We start from the raw sequence: 17,907 nt of genomic DNA on the forward strand, positions 1-17,907 counted from the left end.
CCTAAGATTTTTTCCTGGGGATGATTAAAACGGTAAACCGCCCCGCTTGTCAAAAAGAGACCACTTCAGGGTAAACTACGCGGCATGACGATGATAAGGAATTTTCCATGACCCTACAGCAGTGGTTATTTTCGATTAATGGGCGTATTGGACGCCGTGATTTTTGGATCTGGATAGGTCTTTGGGTGCTGGCGATGATTGTGCTGTTCACCCTCGCGGGCAGTGGTTTACTGAATCTGCAAACCGCCGCATTTGCGTTGGTGTGCCTGCTCTGGCCGACGGCAGCAGTGACCGTTAAACGCCTGCACGACCGGGGTAAATCAGGCATCTGGGCGCTGTTGATGATCCTCGCGTGGATGCTTCTCGCCGGTAACTGGGCGGTGCTCCCGGGCGTCTGGCAGTGGGGCGTGGGCCGCTTTATTCCGACCCTGATTATGGTGATGATGCTTATTGACCTGGGCGCGTTCGTTGGGACCCAGGGCGAAAATAAGTTCGGAAAAGAAACGATTGCCGTTAAATACCGCTGATTACCAGTAGTGTTCGGCAGTCATATGGCCCGGTCGGCGACGCAAATGTTTGGTCATCTGCCGGGAATCTTTCAGTAACTGCTGGGTATCACGCACCATCTGCGGGTTTCCGCACAGCATCACATGGCTGTTTTCGGTGGTCATCGTCAGGCCCACGGCCTCTTCCAGCGCTCCGCTTTCGATAAGCGCCGGTACGCGTCCGGTTAACGAGCCTGACACTTCCTCGCGACTCACCACGGTTTGAATACGGAGTTTCCCTTCGTATTGTTTTTGCAGTTCCAGCATCAACGGCAAATAGCTTAAATCGTGGGCATAGCGCACCGCATGCACCAGCACCAGGTTGTTGAAGCGCTCCAGATTTTTCCCTTCCTGCAGAATCGACAAATACGGGCCGAGCGCCGTGCCGGTCGCCAGCATCCACAGCGTATCGCAGTCCGGCACTTCATCCAGCACAAAGAAACCTGCCGCTTCGCTGACCAATTGCACTTCATCACCGGGTTTGAGCGCCGCCAGACGCGGGCTGAGTTTGCCCTCTGGTACCGTCACCAGATAAAACTCGAGGTCAGGATTATTGGGCGCATTGACATAGGAATAGGCGCGCTGGACGCGCTCGCCGTCAATTTCCAGCCCAAGCTTGGTGAATTGTCCGGCCGTGAAGGGGTGAACAGGGGCATGAACGGTGAGGCTGAACAACGCATCTGTCCAGTTCTCGACTTTGGTAACTTTACCTGTGACCCAATCCGCCATTATCTTCTCCTCGCTACGTTGATAGTCCTATCTTCGCTACCAGGAGGAAAGATTTCCAGCCCCGAAAGGCTGGAAAGCTCTATTGATCAAATAAATCAGAGGATGTGTAGCTGGATTTCCGGATCTTTGCGGTCGAGATAGTGAATCGACTGAATGCGGCGAATGGTACGCGATTTACCGCGGATCATCAGCGTTTCGGTGGTGGCAATATTGCCCTTGCGGGTAATGCCGTCCAGCAGGTCGCCTTTAGTGATGCCGGTGGCGGAGAAAATAACGTTGTCGCTGCGGGCCATTTCATCGAGGCGTAACACTTTCCCGGCTTCGATACCCATTGCTACACAGCGCTCGAGTTCGTTTTCGCCAATGCGGCGGTTTTCTGGCGAGTCGCCTTTAACGTCGTGGCGTGCCAGCAGGCGGCCGTGCATATCGCCGTCCAGCGCACGGATAACCGCAGCAGACACCACGCCTTCCGGCGCGCCGCCAATCCCGTACAGCACATCAACTTCGCTGTCCGGCATGCAGGTCAGAATGGAGGCCGCAACGTCGCCGTCAGGGATGGCAAAAACGCGCACGCCGAGCTTTTGCATCTCGGCAATCACCTGGTCGTGGCGCGGTTTGGCAAGAATGGTAACGGTTAGCTCAGACAGCGGCTTATCGAGCGCTTTCGCTACATTGCGCAAATTCTCTTCGAGCGGCAGATTGAGGTCGATAGCGCCTTTTGCACCAGGACCGACGATCAACTTTTCCATGTACATGTCTGGAGCGTTCAGGAAACAGCCTTTATCGCCCACGGCCAGCACGGCCAGCGCATTCGCCTGACCCATGGCGGTCATGCGGGTGCCTTCAATTGGGTCCACGGCGATATCGACCGCATCACCGTTGCCAGTGCCGACCTGCTCGCCGATAAACAACATCGGGGCTTCGTCAATTTCGCCTTCGCCAATTACGATGGTGCCGTCGATATTGACCTTGTTGAGCATGATGCGCATGGCATTCACGGCGGCGCCGTCGGCGATATTTTTATCACCACGACCCAGCCATTTATAACCAGCAAGCGCGGCGGCCTCGGTCACACGCGAAAATTCGATGGCAAGTTCTCGTCTCATAACATACTCGTTTTGGAAGCTAAGAATGGCGCGCAGCCCAAAAGGCTACGCGTTGGAATAACGTTCGGTTTCCGGCATCCAGCGCTCGATTAACGCCAGAGCCTGCGGCGGATATTTGTCATGAATATGACGCGCGATGCGCTGAACATCCGGGATCATCGCCTGATCACGCAGCAAATCAGCAACTTTGAATTCAGCCGCGCCGGTCTGACGGGTGCCGAGCATCTCGCCCGGCCCGCGGATTTCGAGATCTTTTTGCGCAATCACAAAGCCGTCGTTGCTGTCGCGTAATACCTGCAGGCGTTTCTGCGCCGTTTTCGACAGCGGTGCTTTATAGAGTAGTACACAGTGAGAGGCGACAGCGCCGCGTCCCACACGGCCACGTAGCTGGTGCAGCTGCGCCAGGCCCAGACGCTCCGGGTTTTCGATAATCATCAGGCTAGCGTTTGGCACGTCCACCCCGACTTCAATCACCGTAGTGGCGATAAGCAATTGCAGCTCGCCCTGCTTGAAAGCCAGCATCACCGCCTGCTTTTCAGCCGGCTTCATGCGTCCGTGGACGAGACCGATGTTTAGCTCTGGCAGCGCAATTTTCAGCTCTTCCCAGGTGGCTTCTGCCGCCTGCGCTTCCAGCAAATCGGACTCTTCAATCAGCGTGCAGACCCAATAAGCCTGACGGCCTTCCTGCATACAGGCATGGCGCACGCGTTCGATAATTTCGTGGCGACGGGTATCACCAATGGCGACCGTCGTGACGGGCGTACGGCCCGGCGGCATTTCGTCGATAACCGACGTGTCGAGATCGGCATACGCAGTCATCGCCAGGGTACGGGGAATTGGCGTGGCGGTCATGATCAGCTGATGCGGATGGAAACCCTGTTGCTGGCCTTTTTCCCATAGCGCCAGACGCTGGTGAACACCGAAGCGGTGCTGTTCGTCGATGATAACCAGCGCCAAACCGTTAAACTGAACCTGCTCCTGGAAAATGGCATGGGTGCCGACCACCATTTGTACCTGACCGCTGGCAATGGCTTCCTGTTGCGTCTGACGTGCTTTGCCCTTTTGCTTGCCCGCCAGCCAGCCCACTTCAATACCCAATGGTGCAAACCAGTTACGGAAGTTGGTGGCGTGCTGCTCGGCTAACAGTTCCGTCGGCGCCATCAGCCCGACCTGTTTGCCATTGGCGATTGCTCTTAACGCAGCGAGGGCAGCAACCAGCGTTTTCCCGGAGCCGACGTCGCCCTGAACGAGGCGCATCATCGGGATATCCTGGGCTAAATCTTTTTCGATTTCTGCCACCACGCGGGCCTGAGCCCCGGTTGGCTTAAATGGCAGCGCGGCGAGAAGACCATTTTTCAGATCGTCCTTCGGGCCCAGCGGTTCGGCGTGATAACGCTGTGCGCCCGCACGAAGTGCAAGCATGCTCAGGTTATGTGCCAACAGCTCTTCCATAATCAGACGGCGCTGTGCTGGATGCTGGCCACTTTCTAAATCAGTCAATTGCAACGACGGCGGTGGGCGGTGCAGGGTGCGCAATGCTTCCGGCAGGCTCATTAAACCCTGCGCCAGTTCCGGCGGCAGCAGTTCCGCGATGGCGCAGGTATCAAGTAAATCCAGTGCCTGATCGGTCAGCTTACGCAGCGTAGCCTGGCGTACGCCTTCGGTGGTTGGATAGACCGGCGTCAGCGTTTCCTGCAGCTCTGGCTCGCTCATATCACCCTGCACGCGGTATTCCGGATGGATCATCTCCGCACCGTACTTCCCACGCTTCGCTTCACCGTAGGCCAGCACGCGGCGGCCTGTGGCGAGACTGTTTTTCATCGCCGCGTTGAAATTGAAAAAACGCATGGTGAGGATGCCGGTGCCGTCGCTTATCTGGCAGGTCATCATTCGGCGACCGCCGAAAGTGATATTGCTGTTGAGAACTTCACCTTCCACCGTGGCGTAGATGCCCGGCAGCAGGTCATTGATAGGGTAAAGTTGGGTTCGGTCTTCGTAACGCAGCGGTAAGTGCAGGAGCAAATCCTGCACGTTATGCAGGCCAATCTTCGCCAGTTTGCTGGTCTGTGCTGCGCCAACGCCAGTGAGTGCACTCAGCGGGACGGCATCCAGCAGACGGCCTCCCATGGCTTATTTCGCCGCCTGCATGACAGACCACCACTGTGCATCGGCCTCGATTTCCCCACGCTCGTTGACGTGTGGATAAGGCAGATTTTTACGCCTGGAGACGTGGGCCAGCACCGGGTAGCCGCCTTCGAACAACAGACGCTGCTGTTCTTCTTGCGGCAACATACTGTTTTCGCGCAGGTACATGCCTGCATTTTGCCGCTGGCGCTGGGCTTCATAGAGAATAAGGGCTGAGGCGACCGAAACGTTCAGCGACTGGACCATGCCGGTCATTGGGATAATGATGTCCTGGTCGGCGAGGTCTAACGCTTCCTGAGTAATGCCGGTTTTTTCCTGACCCATCAAAACACAGGTCGGTCGCGTGTAATCGATTTCGCGAAAATCTACCGCTTTATCAGATAGATGAGTTGCCAGAATTTGCATGCCACGGCTTTTCAGCGTGGAGACGGCATCGCCGATGGTCGGGTGGGTTTTGACCTGAACCCAACTGTTGCTACCTGCGGCGCTGGAAACCATGGTGCGCATGTGGTTCCCTGGCCAGACGGCGTGGACTTCATGCACTCCGACGGCATCAGCAGTGCGAATGATTGCCGAGACATTATGGGGCTTGTGGACCTGCTCCATACAGACGGTCAGATCAGGCTGACGCCTGGCAAGCATCTCACAGATACGCTCATAACGTTTTGGGTTCATTGAACTAGTTTCTGTTGCGGGTGACTTTAATCACATCAGGCATAACGCGAATTTTACGCATGATATTGGCCAGATGGACGCGATCGCGTGCCGTCAGACGCATGAAGGCGCTGTAGACGCGACCATCTTTCTCTTCCGTATTCAGACTCTGAATATTGGACGAGGCGGTGTTGATCGCGGCGGTAAGGTTCGCCAGCGCACCCTGATGGTTGAACATATCCACCTTAATTTCGGTGATAAATTCCTGTTCGGTCTCTTTATCCCACTCCACGGCCATGAATTTTTCCGGCTCTTTCTGATAACCGCGAATATTTCGGCACGACTCGTGGTGGATAACCAGTCCTTTGCCCGGGCTGACGTGGGCGATGATCGGATCGCCTGGAATTGGACGGCAGCATTTTGCGAAGGTTATCAGTACGCCATCAGCGCCTTTAATCGGCAGATGACCGTGACCCGACGGCGTTGGCTGCTGCGCTGCACCAGCTTCGCCTTGCTGTAAGTTCTTCGCGACCACCACGCTCATGGCGTTGCCAAGACCGATTTCGGCCAGCAGATCGTCAAGCGTGGCGAGCTTCATGCGGACTAATTCGCGGTGGATGTTTTCCTGCGGAATTTCGGCGAGCTTGCGGCTTCCGCCGAGCGCGTGGTTCAGCAGACGACGGCCGAGACTGACGGAGTCATCGCGCTTCAGGTTTTTCAGCAACTGACGGATTCTGGCGCGCGCTTTCGAGCTGACCACAAAGTTCAGCCACGCGGCATTCGGGCGTGCGCCCGGCGCGGTAATAATTTCGACCGTTTGTCCGCTGGTGAGCGGCTGCGACAGTGGATAGGGCTGTCTGTCGACGCGCGCACCGACGCAGGCATGACCGATATCGGTATGGACCGCGTAGGCGAAATCGACCGGTGTCGCACCGGCCGGAAGTTCGACAATGCGGCCTTCCGGGGTGAAAACATAAATCTCATCCGGGAAGAGATCAGATTTTACGCTCTCGATAAATTCAAATGAGCTACCTGCACTCTGCTGCAGTTCGAGCAAGCTTTGCATCCAGCGCTGGGCGCGGATTTGTGCGGTAGTACTGCTTTCGCCATTCTCTTTGTACGCCCAGTGTGCGGCGACACCCATTTCTGCCATCACGTCCATGTCTTCGGTACGAATCTGCACCTCAACCGGCACGCCGTGCGGGCCAATCATAGAGGTATGCAACGATTGATATCCGTTGGCTTTTGGAATAGCGATATAGTCTTTCACCCGGCCAGGACGCGGCTTGTACAAGCTGTGCATCTGGCCCAGCACACGGTAGCAGGTGTCGAAATCATGGACGATCACGCGGAAGGCGTAGATATCCATAATCGAGTGAAAACGCTGCTCTTTGAGCACCATTTTGCAGTAGATGGAGTAAAGATGCTTTTCACGGCCGCTGACGCGACACGGAATTCCCGCTTCCTGTAACCGTCCATCGATTTCAGAAAGGATCTTCTGAATCATCTCCTTACGGTTGCCACGTGCCGCTTTCACTACCTCTTTAATAACGCGGTAGCGGTTAGGATACAGCGCTTCAAAGCCCAGCTCTTCGAGCTCGGTTTTAATGTGATGAATACCTAAACGGTGTGCCAGCGGGCTGTAGATTTCCAGTGTTTCGCGGGCAATGCGGCGGCGTTTGTCCGGGCGAAGAGAGCCCAGGGTGCGCATATTGTGAGTACGGTCGGCAAGTTTGATGAGAATGACGCGGATATCCTGCACCATCGCCATAATCATCTTGCGAAAGTTTTCGGCCTGCGCCTCTTTCTTATCGCGGAACTTAAGCTTATCAAGCTTGGACACCCCTTCTACCAGTTCAGCAACGCTTTTGCCAAACAGCTGTTCCATATCCTGGTAGGTGGCGGGGGTATCTTCAATCACATCATGCAGTAGGGCTGCCATCAATGTTTCATAGTCGAGTTTCATCTCGGCCAGAATGCAGGCAACGGCTACCGGGTGCGTGATATAGGGTTCACCGCTTGAACGTGTCTGTCCCTCGTGAGCATCACGTGCAACGAGATAAGCCTGCTGAAGACGCTTAATCTGGTCTTCTGGCAGGTAAGTTTGAATCAGCTGATTCAGGCTCTCAAACAGATACAAGGGCGACCCGCAGGGTTAATTAACGACGACCTTCAGCAATGGCGGTAACGGCCTGCAGTTCTGCGGCTTCCTGCTCTTGCTGTTCCTGACGATCACGAACGTCGAGGATCTGGTTGTTGATCAGACCTTCTTCGATTTCGCGCAACGCGATTACGGTGGTTTTGTCGTTCTCTTCTGGTACCAGCGGATCTTTACCGCCTGTCTGCATCTGACGAGCGCGACGCGCGGCGACCAGCACCAGGTCAAAACGGTTACCAATTTTCTCTACAGCGTCCTGAACAGTTACGCGTGCCATATTTCAAAGCTCCACAGATGACGAAATGACTGGGCATGATACTGAATGTGTGTTCAGTCTGCCAATAGTTTGCTGATTAAAGCGTCATGGCGTTGCTTTTGACGGCTCATGCGCAGACGTTCAGCGCGAATAATGGTTTTCAAATCGCCCAGGGCGGTATCAAAATCATCGTTCACAATCAGATAGTTGTATTCGGCGTAGTGGCTCATTTCCGCTACAGCCTGCGCCATACGTTTGGCGATAACTTCTTCGCTATCCTGGCCACGGCCGCGCAGTCGGCGGTCGAGTTCGTCTTTAGACGGTGGCAGAATAAAGATACTGCGTGATTCGGGCATCGCTTTGCGGATTTGCTGCGCGCCCTGCCAGTCGATATCAAGAAACACATCTACGCCGGATTTCAGAACCTGCTCGATAGTTTCACGCGACGTACCGTAATAATTTCCAAATACTTCGGCATGCTCAAGAAACGCGTCCCGGCCAATCATCGTTTTAAATTCCGCGTGATCGACAAAGAAATAATGCTCACCGTGAACTTCACCCGGACGCGGTGCACGCGTGGTGTGTGAAACAGAAACCTGGGTGTCGTATAACGGTTGGGTTTTCAGTAATGCCTGAATCAGGCTGGATTTACCCGCGCCACTAGGGGCAGAAACAATATAAAGCGTGCCTTGAGCCATGAGAGTCTTGTGTATGTGAGTCGAAAGAAAGTCTACATACGAGCCTATTATACACGTCGCCGCTGCGTGACGTAGCCTTTGTCACACTTTTTACGTCAGTTTCTTCCCTTTTGCGCACGCCTTTCCTGATTTTTCTGACTGTTGCAGCAACGGTACAAATTCCTCTGGAGCATGCGCACAACATCGAAAATCCCGTCTCGTCATCGGTTTTTGTTCGCGCTACAACCTTTCGAAAGCGAGCAGGAGACAGAGAATGATAGGGATAAGAGGGATTTTAGCGGTGCTGCTGACAATGTTTACATTGAGTACGCAAGCTGTTTGTCCGGCGTGGTCGGATGCCAGAGCGATACAGGAAATTGATCGTCTGCAACGCCAGATAGACGAATGGAACGACGCTTATTGGCAGTTCGGTGATAGCGGGATAAGCGATGACAAATTCGATCAGCTTAGCGCGGAGTTACAGCAGTGGCGGCGTTGTTTTGGCAACCCCGCTGAGGAGCCTGCGCTGCCGGATATTAAAGGAGATCTTACGCATCCGGTGGCGCATACAGGCGTCAAAAAGCTGAAAGACAGTTTGGCAGTCTCTCAGTGGATGCATGACAAGACAGATCTGTGGGTTCAACCCAAAGTCGACGGAGTGGCGATAACGTTGGTGTATCGCCAGGGCGCACTCGTGCAGGTTGTCAGCCGGGGTAATGGCCGTGCGGGCGAAGACTGGACCCGTAAAGCGCTTCAAATTCCTGCAATTCCCAAAACGGTGCAAGGCCTCCTTGCAAACAGCGTTCTGCAAGGGGAATTGTTCCTTCGGCAAGAAGGGCACATTCAGCAGCAAATGGGGGGCATGAATGCCCGGTCTAAAGTATCTGGGGCTATGTTGCGTAAATCGGGTTCAACCTTGCTCGATGAATTATCTGTGTTTATTTGGGCCTGGCCAGATGGTCCGGCACAAATGTCTGAACGGCTGAGGCTGCTACGCGAAGCCGGGTATCCACTGGCCGCTGATTATTCGCGACCGGTAAAGACGATTTCGGATGTCTCTACGCTTCGCCAGCACTGGTTTACCTCGCCGCTGCCTTTTGCCACTGATGGCGTTGTGGTCCGCGCGGCGAAAGAGCCTGAATCTCGAAATTGGCTGCCCGGAGAGGGCAATTGGGTAATCGCGTGGAAATACCCCCCGGCAACGCAAATCGCCGAAGTGAAATCGATTGAGTTCAGCGTGGGTCGTACAGGCAAGATAGCTGTCGTGGCGCATCTGGCGCCCATTTTGCTCGATGACAAACAGGTTCGGCGGGTCAACGTTGGCTCGCTAAAACGCTGGCAGGAGCGGGATATTGCGCCCGGCGATCGGTTGAACATCAGCCTTGCCGGGCAAGGGATCCCAAGAATTGATGATGTAGCCTGGCGAACAACCGACAGGACCAAGCCAGTGCCGCCACAAGGCACCTTTGATTGGTTAACCTGCTATTGGAATACAGAACAGTGCCAGCCGCAGTTTTTGGCGCGGCTGGTATGGGTAAGTCAGCAGTTGCACCTCGACGGTGTGGGGGTATCGCTCTGGCGGCAGCTCAATGAGACCCACCACTTCGCTCATCTTTTTTCCTGGTTAACGCTCAGTGAAACACAGCTCCAGCAAACTCCGGGGTTCTCGAGGGACAGAGCCCGCCAGGTGTGGCACAAATTTGACTTTGCCAGGCAGCAGCCTTTTGTCCAATGGCTACAGGCGATGGGGATGCCGCTGAATCAAAAGGCGCTACCGAGTATTGCTGGGCATACCTGGCAGCAGCTTGGACAGATGAAAGAAGAGGAGTGGCAGACATTGCCTATGACCGGAAAAACCAAAACCAGCCAGCTGAGGCGCTGGCTGGGTGACTCGCAGGTGAGCGCACTGGCTCAGTGGCTGAAAGTGCAGAGGATTGATGGTTTTTAAAGTGAGTCTTTATCCGCCTTTCGGTAATGTGAATTCACATCGGGCGAACTGAAGTTGCTACGTAAATCGTCATATTCGAAAATATGCCGACCGCCGTCCATAACCGAGAATGATGTTTCTGGCTGATAGCATGGCTCAAGAGGTGATTTGCAATGAGGTATCCCTGTTGAGATGCCCATCAGGCTTAGTATCAGCTCATAATTGTTGGCGGTGGAGTAGCGCTCCTCTACTTTGCCAAGTCGACGCGGTTTGCTGGCGAGAGCTGCAGGGCTGTACCAGATAAACTGGGGTACATCGTAAGCCTCTTTGCTTGGGTTGCGAGAGCCGTGCATATAATGCGATTCGAGTTGCGGGTTTTTCTCTAAGCCATGATCGGAGAAATAGAGCAGAGCAGAGGTGCTGTTACCAAGACGCTTAGTAACTTCACCAATAACGTGGTCGGTATAACGGATTGCATTGTTATAACAATCCTCATATTTATCATCAGTATGATAATAATCAGCAGAGGCTGGGTAGCGAATGCAGGCCATTTCATGGCTACCATTAATGTGCAAAACGATCAGTTTGCGACCAGCAACGGTCAGGGCTTTATCCAGTTCAGGCAACAGTTCTTCGTCATAGCTGGTGTCTACCCATTGAGCTTTTTGGCTGAGGGAGGCAATTGCCACTACGTAGTTATTACTTTTCCCAGAATTGCCCTGTGCGCTTATCCATTCAGTATGGAAGCCAGCCTTGTTGGCGACTCGAATCACATTATCGGCCAGATCGTTGACAGTAAAATGGTCAGCATCGGCTTTGCTGAGAATCATTGGAACAGCGAGCACAGTCGCTGATGCCGGCGCAATTGCATGCTCAAAGACCAGGGCATTGTTGCTAAATGCTGATTCGACGGGTGTGGTATCCAGGCCAAAACCGTAGAGTTGCATATTGCTGCGGCGTGCCGATTCCCCGACGATCACAACAAAGTTTTCGATTCCAGTATCGCTCACGCTTACTGCGGGATATTGGGTATCGTGCTTATAGATGTGTTCTGCCAGTTTGTTATCACGAACTGCAATAATGAATTCTGATGCCACGTAGAATGGCGTATTAGTCAGAATTCGCGAAGAAAGTGGGTAGTAAACTTCCAAATCTTTGCGCTGTTTCAACCAGTTTGCTGAGGTATACCAGGCAAAAAATACGACTAACAGACAGGCACCACCATGCTTAACTGTGGTTGAGGTATTACCTGCCAGGTAGTGGATTGCCAGCATCGTAATGGTGAAATAGAGCGCAATTATCGGGAAGTAATAGGTAAAGAGCCCCGACATACTGCTGATTTCACTCATGTGGGTCGTCAAAATACTCATGGCGAATACGCTGCTAAACTCACTTTGGTAAATTCGCCAGGTACAGAATGAAATCGCAAAGTTGAGCGTCAACGCCGCCGTGAGTAACACCGACGCAATCTTCCCCAACAAATAACGATAAATTGCCGCGGCTGATAGCAGCAACAGTGCGTTACAAATCGCAATACGGATTACAAACCTTAATGGCTGTGTGAAGACGGCAGGCCAGATCTGGATGAGCATGGAAAAAAGAAAGGCCAATATAAAATATTGGCTCAAATTCTTTTTAATAATCGGTAGCGATGCACTGATGAATGACATGAGAGACTTAATGTAAATTGATCTTAAAATATTACCGCTATTGTATACGAATTTTCCATTCTCATGTGTGTCCGATAAGTGCTTTCAAGCATGAACTATTCGAAATAGATATGAATATTTGCTGTGCTGCCGGCAGAAGTTAATGCGCGTTGTGCTTGTAATGAAATACCGGCAGACCCAGTTTTAGACGTAGCGCCAGCATGCGCATGGTAAAGCCGAACAACAGCGTGGCAATCACCACCACATCGTGGTTACTTACATAGTTCTGTAGGGCGATATACAGCACCGCAGAAGCAAACGAGACCCCAGCGTACAGCTCTTTTTGGAACACCAGCGGGATGCGCTTACAGAACATATCGCGTAACACGCCACCAAAGACGCCCGTTACCACGGCTGCGATACAGGCGATCACCGGGCCTTCGCTCATATCCAGTGCAATCTGAGCGCCGATGATGGAGAACACCACCAGGCCAAGGGCATCGAGCACGAGGAACAGGCGGCGCAGATGCGGCATCACGGGCGCAACGATGGTTGTCAGTACCGCGGCGATGGCAACAATAATCACATATTCCGGGTGTTTAACCCAACCCAGAGGATAGTGGCCGAGCAGGATATCGCGCACCGAACCGCCGCCAAGCGCCGTAGCAGTGGCAATGATGATGACGCCAAACGTATCCATCCGGCGACGTCCGGCCGCCAGTGCGCCCGTCATCGCTTCCGCGGTGATCCCGATGAGATAAAGAATATGTAGCAGCATAATTGCCCTCGTAAGTCAGAGCGGCAGATTAGCGATTTGTGTGGTGGATCACGATTGAGATTTTCTAAGGCAAAATGAAAAGGATTAGTTTTTGTTATTTGAAATGACAACTATAGGCCAGCCTAAGGCGATATTGCTTTTTTTATGGATTAGTAAAAGTATGCTGTTTAACGCGCGTTGAAATCCAGGGGTTGAAAAGCCCGGCGTGAACCGGGCCTGTTCGCTTATTCGATGTTCTGAATCTGCTCACGCATCTGTTCAATCAGCACTTTCAGCTCGATGGCGGAGGTGGTGACTTCACTGTTAATGGACTTAGACGCCAGCGTGTTCGATTCACGGTTGAACTCCTGCATCATAAAGTCGAGGCGACGTCCCACAGCCTCTTTCTTTTTAAGGATGTTCCAGGTTTCTTTCACATGGGCTTCGAGGCGATCAAGCTCTTCAGCGACGTCAATACGCTGAGCCATCATGACCAATTCCTGCTCGAGGCGATTGTTCTCAAGCTGCACCTGTGCATCTTCAAGCTTCGAGACCAGACGCTCGCGCTGCCACTGGAGTATTTCAGGCATATGCGCACGGACTTTGACGACTTCGGCGCTAACACCGTCAAGACGTTGTTCAATGAGTGCTTTCAGTGCGGTGCCTTCAGTTTCACGGGCAACGATGAAATCATCCAGTGCGCCATCAAGGGCAGAGAGGATTTCAGCGGTGATAGCATCAAGATCTTGCTCCTGAGCGGCCATAACCCCCGGCCAACGCAGAATATCAACCGGGTTAACTTCGCCCTCGTCGCTCTGCATTTTGACCCAGTTGGCCGCAGTGACCAGCTGTTTCGCCAACTTTTCGTTGAGAATGAGCTCGCCGGTCGCGCTCGGATCTTGTTCAAAACGCAGGGTACATTCGACCTTGCCACGGGTCAGACGGGCACGGATACGCTCACGGACAACTGGCTCAAGGCTACGGAACTGTTCCGGCATGCGGAAGTAAGTTTCGAGATAACGCTGGTTTACCGAGCGCAATTCCCACGCGGCACTGCCCCATTCACCTTTGATTTCACGACGGGCGTAGGCGGTCATACTGCGGATCATAGACGTTCCTGTTTTTAAAGGAGAGATGGGGGGATTATAGCTAGCGGGGCTTTCTCATGATAGGAATATGCGTCCTTAATCCGTATATACACGTCATCCTTTAGGCTGCCTCTTTGTTGGCTACCTTCGCTCACCCCAGTCACTTACTGATGTAAGCTCCTGGGGATTCGCTCAGTTGCCGCCGCGATGCAACCTAAATGATTTTGTGTATAATGCGCGCCACATTCGTTTTAAGCCGGAGATATCATCATGCGTCCAGCAGGCCGTAGCGCTCATCAGGTGCGTCCCGTAACCCTGACCCGTAACTACACCAAACACGCTGAAGGCTCTGTGCTGGTCGAATTCGGTGATACCAAAGTGCTTTGCACTGCATCCATTGACGAAGGCGTCCCGCGTTTTCTGAAAGGACAGGGCCAGGGTTGGATCACCGCCGAATACGGCATGCTGCCGCGTTCCACCCACACCCGCAACGCCCGTGAAGCGGCGAAAGGCAAGCAGGGTGGTCGTACCATGGAAATTCAGCGTCTGATCGCTCGCGCCCTGCGCGCTGCTGTTGACCTGAAAACGCTGGGTGAATTCACCATTACGCTGGACTGCGACGTCATCCAGGCTGATGGCGGCACGCGTACCGCATCCATTACCGGTGCCTGTGTAGCGCTGGCTGATGCCCTGAACAAACTGGTTGCTGCCGGTAAACTTAAAACCAACCCGATGAAAGGCATGGTTGCGGCGGTTTCCGTCGGTATCGTTGCTGGTGAAGCGCTGTGCGATCTGGAATACGTTGAAGATTCCGCCGCAGAAACTGACATGAACGTGGTGATGACCGAAGATGGCCGCATCATCGAAGTGCAGGGGACGGCAGAAGGCGAACCGTTCACCCATGAGGAACTTCTTACCTTGTTGGCTTTGGCCCGAGGGGGAATCGAATCCATTGTCACGACGCAGAAAGCGGCGTTAGAAAATTAATTAGAGGGCGACTGATGAGTCGCCCTTTTTTTGTCTGTAGAAAACAGGATGAGGAGCGAATCCATGAAACCGTATCAGCGCCAGTTTATTGAATTTGCGCTTAACAAGCAGGTATTGAAGTTCGGCGAATTCACGCTGAAATCCGGGCGCAAAAGCCCCTATTTCTTTAATGCCGGGCTGTTTAATACCGGGCGCGATTTGGCGCTGTTAGGCCGTTTTTACGCTGAAGCGCTAATGGATTCAGGCATCGATTTCGACCTGCTGTTTGGCCCAGCGTATAAAGGTATCCCGATTGCCACGACTGCCGCAGTCGCACTGGCTGAACATCACGATCGCGATGTGCCGTACTGCTTTAATCGTAAAGAAGCCAAAACTCATGGCGAAGGCGGCAACCTGGTGGGCAGTCCGCTCGAAGGCCGAATCATGCTGGTCGACGATGTGATCACCGCTGGAACGGCTATCCGTGAGTCGATGGAAATCATCCAGGCTCATGGCGCAACGCTTGCGGGTGTGCTGATTTCGCTGAACCGCCAGGAGCGCGGACGCGGGGACATTTCTGCGATTCAGGAAGTTGAGCGTGACTACGGCTGTCAGGTGATTTCTATCATCACTCTGAAAGACCTGATTGCTTACCTGGAAGAAAAGCCGGAGATGGCCGACCATCTGGCGGCAGTCCGGGCGTATCGCGAAGAGTTTGGCGTATAAAAACGAAACCGGGCATCGCGCCCGGTTTTTTTACTGGAGTTGCGCCGCAACCAGCGGCCAGCGGGCATCAAAATCTTCCGTTGGGCAGTATTTGAATTCACTGCGTACAAAGCGGGAAAGCATTCCTTCGCAAAACGCCAGAATCTGGCCCGCCAGCAGCGTTTCATCGTTAACGTAGCCTTCGCCTTCGCGCATTTTCTTTTCGCGTAATACCTGACGCAGCTGAGCTTCAATGCGCTCGAAAAGCTGGTTGATGCGACCCTGCAGCCTGTCCTGTTCAAACATCAGGGCGTGACCGGTCAGAATGCGTGTCAGACCCGGGTTACGTTCACCGAAACCGAGAATCAATAGCACAATCAGACGCAAACGGGCGTTGGTGTCTTTTTCATCTTTCAAAATCAGATTGATACGGGTGATCAGGCTGTCTTCGATGAACTCGATCAGGCTGTCGAACATCCGGGTTTTGCTTGGGAAATGGCGATACAACGCCGCTTCGGAAACGCCCACTGAGGCGGCCAGCTTTGCGGTAGTAATACGTTGACTACCATCGCTGGATTCAAGCATAAGCGCCAGAGATTGAAGTATTTCTTCGCGACGATTCCGTTTCGCGGTTTGTTTTTCTGCCATGTTTTCAAATACCCCTGAAAATAAACTCTCGTCAGGCGGACATCCACACAACGACCGCAAACAAGCGCTTGCGGTGATGTTATTGCATTATTTCGCTGCTGGATGCTGCTTCAGAACGGCTTATTTGCGTCCTGAATGGCCGAAGCCGCCTTCGCCACGATCGGTGGCGTCAAACTCTTCCACCAGGTTGAACTCTGCCTGAACGACAGGAACAAACACCATCTGGGCAATACGTTCGCCCGGCTCGATGGTAAAGCTCTGCTGACCACGGTTCCAGACGGAAACCATCAACTGGCCCTGATAATCTGAGTCGATAAGGCCGACCAGATTACCCAGCACGACACCATGCTTATGGCCGAGACCGGAACGCGGCAGGATAACGGCTGCCAGGGAGGAGTCCGCGATATGAATAGCCAGGCCGGTTGGCAGCAGTGTGGTTGCGCCAGGAGCCAGTTCTACGGCTTCATCAAGACAGGCTCGCAGGTCAAGTCCGGCAGAGCCGGAGGTGGCGTATGTCGGCAGCGGGAATTGCTCGCCAACACGCGGGTCCATAATCTTAACGTCGATTTTTTTCATCATAACGGGTAACGATCTCGTCCAGTAGTAGTTGGCCCAGGAGTTCCTTTCGCGCAAGCGGTAAGACTTTATCTCCATCCTGCCAGAAAAGGTGTAATGCGTTGTCGTCGCTATTAAACCCTTGATTTTCTTGCGATACATCATTCGCGCAGATCAGATCAAGGTTCTTGCGGGCTCGCTTTTGCTGCGCATATTCTTCCACATTATTTGTTTCTGCGGCAAACCCTACGACATAAGGACGAGAGGTCGTGAGCGCGGCAACACCAGCAACGATATCCGGATTTTTAACCATTTTTATCGTTAATTCATCGCCTTGCTTTTTAATCTTCTCGTCCGAAATAGCCGCTGCACGATAGTCAGCAACCGCTGCGCAGCCAATAAAAATGTGCTGATTTTGCGCATTTTTCTGGACCGCGGCTTCCATTTCCAGCGCCGTCGTTACATCGATGCGCTGAATGAATGGCGGCGTAGCCATTGCAACAGGGCCACTGACAAGTGTGACGTTAGCGCCACGCTGTGCAGCCGCCGCCGCAATCGCGAAGCCCATTTTACCGGAACTGTGGTTGGTGATGTAACGCACCGGATCTAACGGTTCGCGGGTGGGGCCTGCGGTAATCATGATATTGAGATGTTGCAGGTCTTTGACAGGCGAAAAATGCGTTGCCGCCATCTCGACAATCACCAGCGGATCCAGCATACGGCCTGGGCCGATATCGCCACAGGCCTGGCTGCCGCTGTCTGGGCCCCAAAGCAGCAGCCCACGTGAAGCGAGTGTGTCCAGATTATGCTGGGTCGCTGCTGCGCGGTACATCTGCTGATTCATCGCCGGTACGACGGCGACAGGAGCCGCCGTGGCGAGGCAAATGGTGGTGACCAGATCATTGGCCATGCCTGCAGCAACGCGGGCGATAAGGTCGGCGGTCGCCGGGGCCAAAATCACCAGGTCAGCCCATTTCCCGAGCTCAATATGACCCATCGCCGCTTCGGCAGCAGGGTCCAGCAGGCTGTCGGACACCGGGAAACCGGATACCGCCTGAAGGCTCAATGGCGTAATGAAGGCTTTCGCCGCGTCTGTCATGGCGACGCGGACTTCTGCGCCACGTTCGCGCAAGCGGCGCACCAGTTCTGGCGTTTTGTAAGCAGCGATACCTCCGCTGACGCCAAGAACGATTTTTTTACCGGCCAGGCTTATCATGATTCTTTCCTGTGGAAGACATCGGAATGCGCCCATTTTATCACAATCCCTCCGTTGTCGTGCTGCAAAGGAAAATCCACTTTGCGAGGCGTTACGCAAGTGTGGCAATCCGCTGTCGTGCGCATG

At 53.6% G+C, this 17,907-nt stretch carries 17 protein-coding genes; 4 read left to right on the forward strand and 13 right to left on the reverse strand.

The window, feature by feature from the left end:
* The first annotated feature begins 107 nt into the window (after positions 1 to 107).
* The gene (locus MUU51_RS10280) at positions 108 to 527 is read left to right on the forward strand and encodes a DUF805 domain-containing protein (protein WP_159769029.1); all 420 of its coding nucleotides are present in this window, start codon (positions 108 to 110) and stop codon (positions 525 to 527) included.
* Here MUU51_RS10280 and fpr read toward each other — a convergent pair whose 3' ends face one another.
* The 7 genes from fpr to gmk all read right to left on the reverse strand — a co-directional run bounded on the left by fpr (position 528) and on the right by gmk (position 8,291).
* The gene (fpr, locus tag MUU51_RS10285) at positions 528 to 1,274 is read right to left on the reverse strand and encodes a ferredoxin--NADP(+) reductase (RefSeq protein ID WP_258967704.1); all 747 of its coding nucleotides are present in this window, start codon (positions 1,272 to 1,274) and stop codon (positions 528 to 530) included.
* A 95-nt stretch (positions 1,275 to 1,369) separates the two neighbouring features.
* Positions 1,370 to 2,380, reverse strand: a complete 1,011-nt coding sequence (glpX, locus tag MUU51_RS10290; RefSeq protein ID WP_159769035.1) for a class II fructose-bisphosphatase — start codon at positions 2,378 to 2,380, stop codon at positions 1,370 to 1,372.
* Positions 2,381 to 2,425: 45 nt separating this feature from the next.
* Positions 2,426 to 4,507 carry an ATP-dependent DNA helicase RecG gene (gene recG / locus MUU51_RS10295; protein WP_258967705.1) on the reverse strand — a complete coding sequence of 694 codons (2,082 nt, stop codon included), beginning with the start codon at positions 4,505 to 4,507 and terminating at the stop codon, positions 2,426 to 2,428.
* Between the two features lie 3 nt (positions 4,508 to 4,510).
* Positions 4,511 to 5,200, reverse strand: a complete 690-nt coding sequence (gene trmH / locus MUU51_RS10300; protein ID WP_159769041.1) for a tRNA (guanosine(18)-2'-O)-methyltransferase TrmH — start codon at positions 5,198 to 5,200, stop codon at positions 4,511 to 4,513.
* A 4-nt stretch (positions 5,201 to 5,204) separates the two neighbouring features.
* A complete protein-coding gene (spoT, locus tag MUU51_RS10305; RefSeq protein ID WP_159769044.1) occupies positions 5,205 to 7,319 on the reverse strand; it encodes a bifunctional GTP diphosphokinase/guanosine-3',5'-bis pyrophosphate 3'-pyrophosphohydrolase in 2,115 nt (704 codons plus the stop codon).
* Positions 7,320 to 7,338: 19 nt separating this feature from the next.
* Positions 7,339 to 7,614 (reverse strand): DNA-directed RNA polymerase subunit omega, encoded by a 276-nt coding sequence (gene rpoZ, locus MUU51_RS10310; protein WP_110510340.1) that lies wholly within the window; start codon positions 7,612 to 7,614, stop codon positions 7,339 to 7,341.
* Positions 7,615 to 7,667: 53 nt separating this feature from the next.
* Entirely contained in the window at positions 7,668 to 8,291 is a 624-nt protein-coding gene (gene gmk, locus MUU51_RS10315; RefSeq protein WP_159769047.1) for a guanylate kinase, read from the reverse strand.
* Positions 8,292 to 8,553: 262 nt separating this feature from the next.
* Between gmk and ligB the strand changes: the two genes are divergently transcribed.
* Positions 8,554 to 10,218: an NAD-dependent DNA ligase LigB gene (gene ligB, locus MUU51_RS10320; protein WP_258967815.1), complete on the forward strand. Its 1,665-nt coding sequence runs from the start codon at positions 8,554 to 8,556 to the stop codon at positions 10,216 to 10,218.
* Here the strand turns inward: ligB and MUU51_RS10325 are convergent.
* From MUU51_RS10325 to MUU51_RS10335, 3 genes are all read right to left on the reverse strand, one after another.
* Positions 10,215 to 11,867: a phosphoethanolamine transferase gene (locus MUU51_RS10325; RefSeq protein WP_159769053.1), complete on the reverse strand. Its 1,653-nt coding sequence runs from the start codon at positions 11,865 to 11,867 to the stop codon at positions 10,215 to 10,217. The genes ligB and MUU51_RS10325 overlap by 4 nt on opposite strands.
* A gap of 139 nt (positions 11,868 to 12,006) precedes the next feature.
* Complete coding sequence (locus tag MUU51_RS10330) at positions 12,007 to 12,624, reverse strand: trimeric intracellular cation channel family protein (RefSeq protein ID WP_159769056.1); 618 nt, start codon at positions 12,622 to 12,624, stop codon at positions 12,007 to 12,009.
* A 224-nt stretch (positions 12,625 to 12,848) separates the two neighbouring features.
* Positions 12,849 to 13,712, reverse strand: a complete 864-nt coding sequence (locus tag MUU51_RS10335) for a YicC/YloC family endoribonuclease (protein WP_258967706.1) — start codon at positions 13,710 to 13,712, stop codon at positions 12,849 to 12,851.
* A gap of 249 nt (positions 13,713 to 13,961) precedes the next feature.
* Between MUU51_RS10335 and rph the strand changes: the two genes are divergently transcribed.
* Positions 13,962 to 14,678 (forward strand): ribonuclease PH, encoded by a 717-nt coding sequence (rph, locus tag MUU51_RS10340; RefSeq protein WP_110510335.1) that lies wholly within the window; start codon positions 13,962 to 13,964, stop codon positions 14,676 to 14,678.
* A 63-nt stretch (positions 14,679 to 14,741) separates the two neighbouring features.
* Positions 14,742 to 15,383, forward strand: a complete 642-nt coding sequence (gene pyrE / locus MUU51_RS10345) for an orotate phosphoribosyltransferase (protein ID WP_159769062.1) — start codon at positions 14,742 to 14,744, stop codon at positions 15,381 to 15,383.
* A gap of 30 nt (positions 15,384 to 15,413) precedes the next feature.
* Here the strand turns inward: pyrE and slmA are convergent, their stop codons facing one another.
* From slmA to coaBC, 3 genes are all read right to left on the reverse strand, one after another.
* Positions 15,414 to 16,010, reverse strand: coding sequence for a nucleoid occlusion factor SlmA (gene slmA, locus MUU51_RS10350; protein ID WP_125354656.1), 597 nt, complete (start codon positions 16,008 to 16,010; stop codon positions 15,414 to 15,416).
* Positions 16,011 to 16,130: 120 nt separating this feature from the next.
* Positions 16,131 to 16,589 carry a dUTP diphosphatase gene (gene dut, locus MUU51_RS10355; protein WP_166665219.1) on the reverse strand — a complete coding sequence of 153 codons (459 nt, stop codon included), beginning with the start codon at positions 16,587 to 16,589 and terminating at the stop codon, positions 16,131 to 16,133.
* Positions 16,567 to 17,781, reverse strand: coding sequence for a bifunctional phosphopantothenoylcysteine decarboxylase/phosphopantothenate--cysteine ligase CoaBC (gene coaBC / locus MUU51_RS10360; protein WP_258967707.1), 1,215 nt, complete (start codon positions 17,779 to 17,781; stop codon positions 16,567 to 16,569). The genes dut and coaBC overlap by 23 nt, the downstream gene beginning before the upstream one ends.
* Positions 17,782 to 17,907: the final 126 nt, after the last annotated feature.

This window comes from Scandinavium manionii, assembly GCF_024764775.1.
GTDB classification, from domain to species: Bacteria; Pseudomonadota; Gammaproteobacteria; order Enterobacterales; family Enterobacteriaceae; genus Scandinavium; species Scandinavium manionii.

Coding starts and splice junctions, on each gene's coding strand:
- MUU51_RS10280 (WP_159769029.1), top strand. CDS start 108: ATGACCCTACAGCAGTGGTTATTTTCGATTAATGGGCGTATTGGACGC.
- fpr (WP_258967704.1), bottom strand. CDS start 1,274: ATGGCGGATTGGGTCACAGGTAAAGTTACCAAAGTCGAGAACTGGACA.
- glpX (WP_159769035.1), bottom strand. CDS start 2,380: ATGAGACGAGAACTTGCCATCGAATTTTCGCGTGTGACCGAGGCCGCC.
- recG (WP_258967705.1), bottom strand. CDS start 4,507: ATGGGAGGCCGTCTGCTGGATGCCGTCCCGCTGAGTGCACTCACTGGC.
- trmH (WP_159769041.1), bottom strand. CDS start 5,200: ATGAACCCAAAACGTTATGAGCGTATCTGTGAGATGCTTGCCAGGCGT.
- rpoZ (WP_110510340.1), bottom strand. CDS start 7,614: ATGGCACGCGTAACTGTTCAGGACGCTGTAGAGAAAATTGGTAACCGT.
- gmk (WP_159769047.1), bottom strand. CDS start 8,291: ATGGCTCAAGGCACGCTTTATATTGTTTCTGCCCCTAGTGGCGCGGGT.
- MUU51_RS10325 (WP_159769053.1), bottom strand. CDS start 11,867: ATGTCATTCATCAGTGCATCGCTACCGATTATTAAAAAGAATTTGAGC.
- MUU51_RS10330 (WP_159769056.1), bottom strand. CDS start 12,624: ATGCTGCTACATATTCTTTATCTCATCGGGATCACCGCGGAAGCGATG.
- MUU51_RS10335 (WP_258967706.1), bottom strand. CDS start 13,712: ATGATCCGCAGTATGACCGCCTACGCCCGTCGTGAAATCAAAGGTGAA.
- rph (WP_110510335.1), top strand. CDS start 13,962: ATGCGTCCAGCAGGCCGTAGCGCTCATCAGGTGCGTCCCGTAACCCTG.
- pyrE (WP_159769062.1), top strand. CDS start 14,742: ATGAAACCGTATCAGCGCCAGTTTATTGAATTTGCGCTTAACAAGCAG.
- slmA (WP_125354656.1), bottom strand. CDS start 16,010: ATGGCAGAAAAACAAACCGCGAAACGGAATCGTCGCGAAGAAATACTT.
- dut (WP_166665219.1), bottom strand. CDS start 16,589: ATGATGAAAAAAATCGACGTTAAGATTATGGACCCGCGTGTTGGCGAG.
- coaBC (WP_258967707.1), bottom strand. CDS start 17,781: ATGATAAGCCTGGCCGGTAAAAAAATCGTTCTTGGCGTCAGCGGAGGT.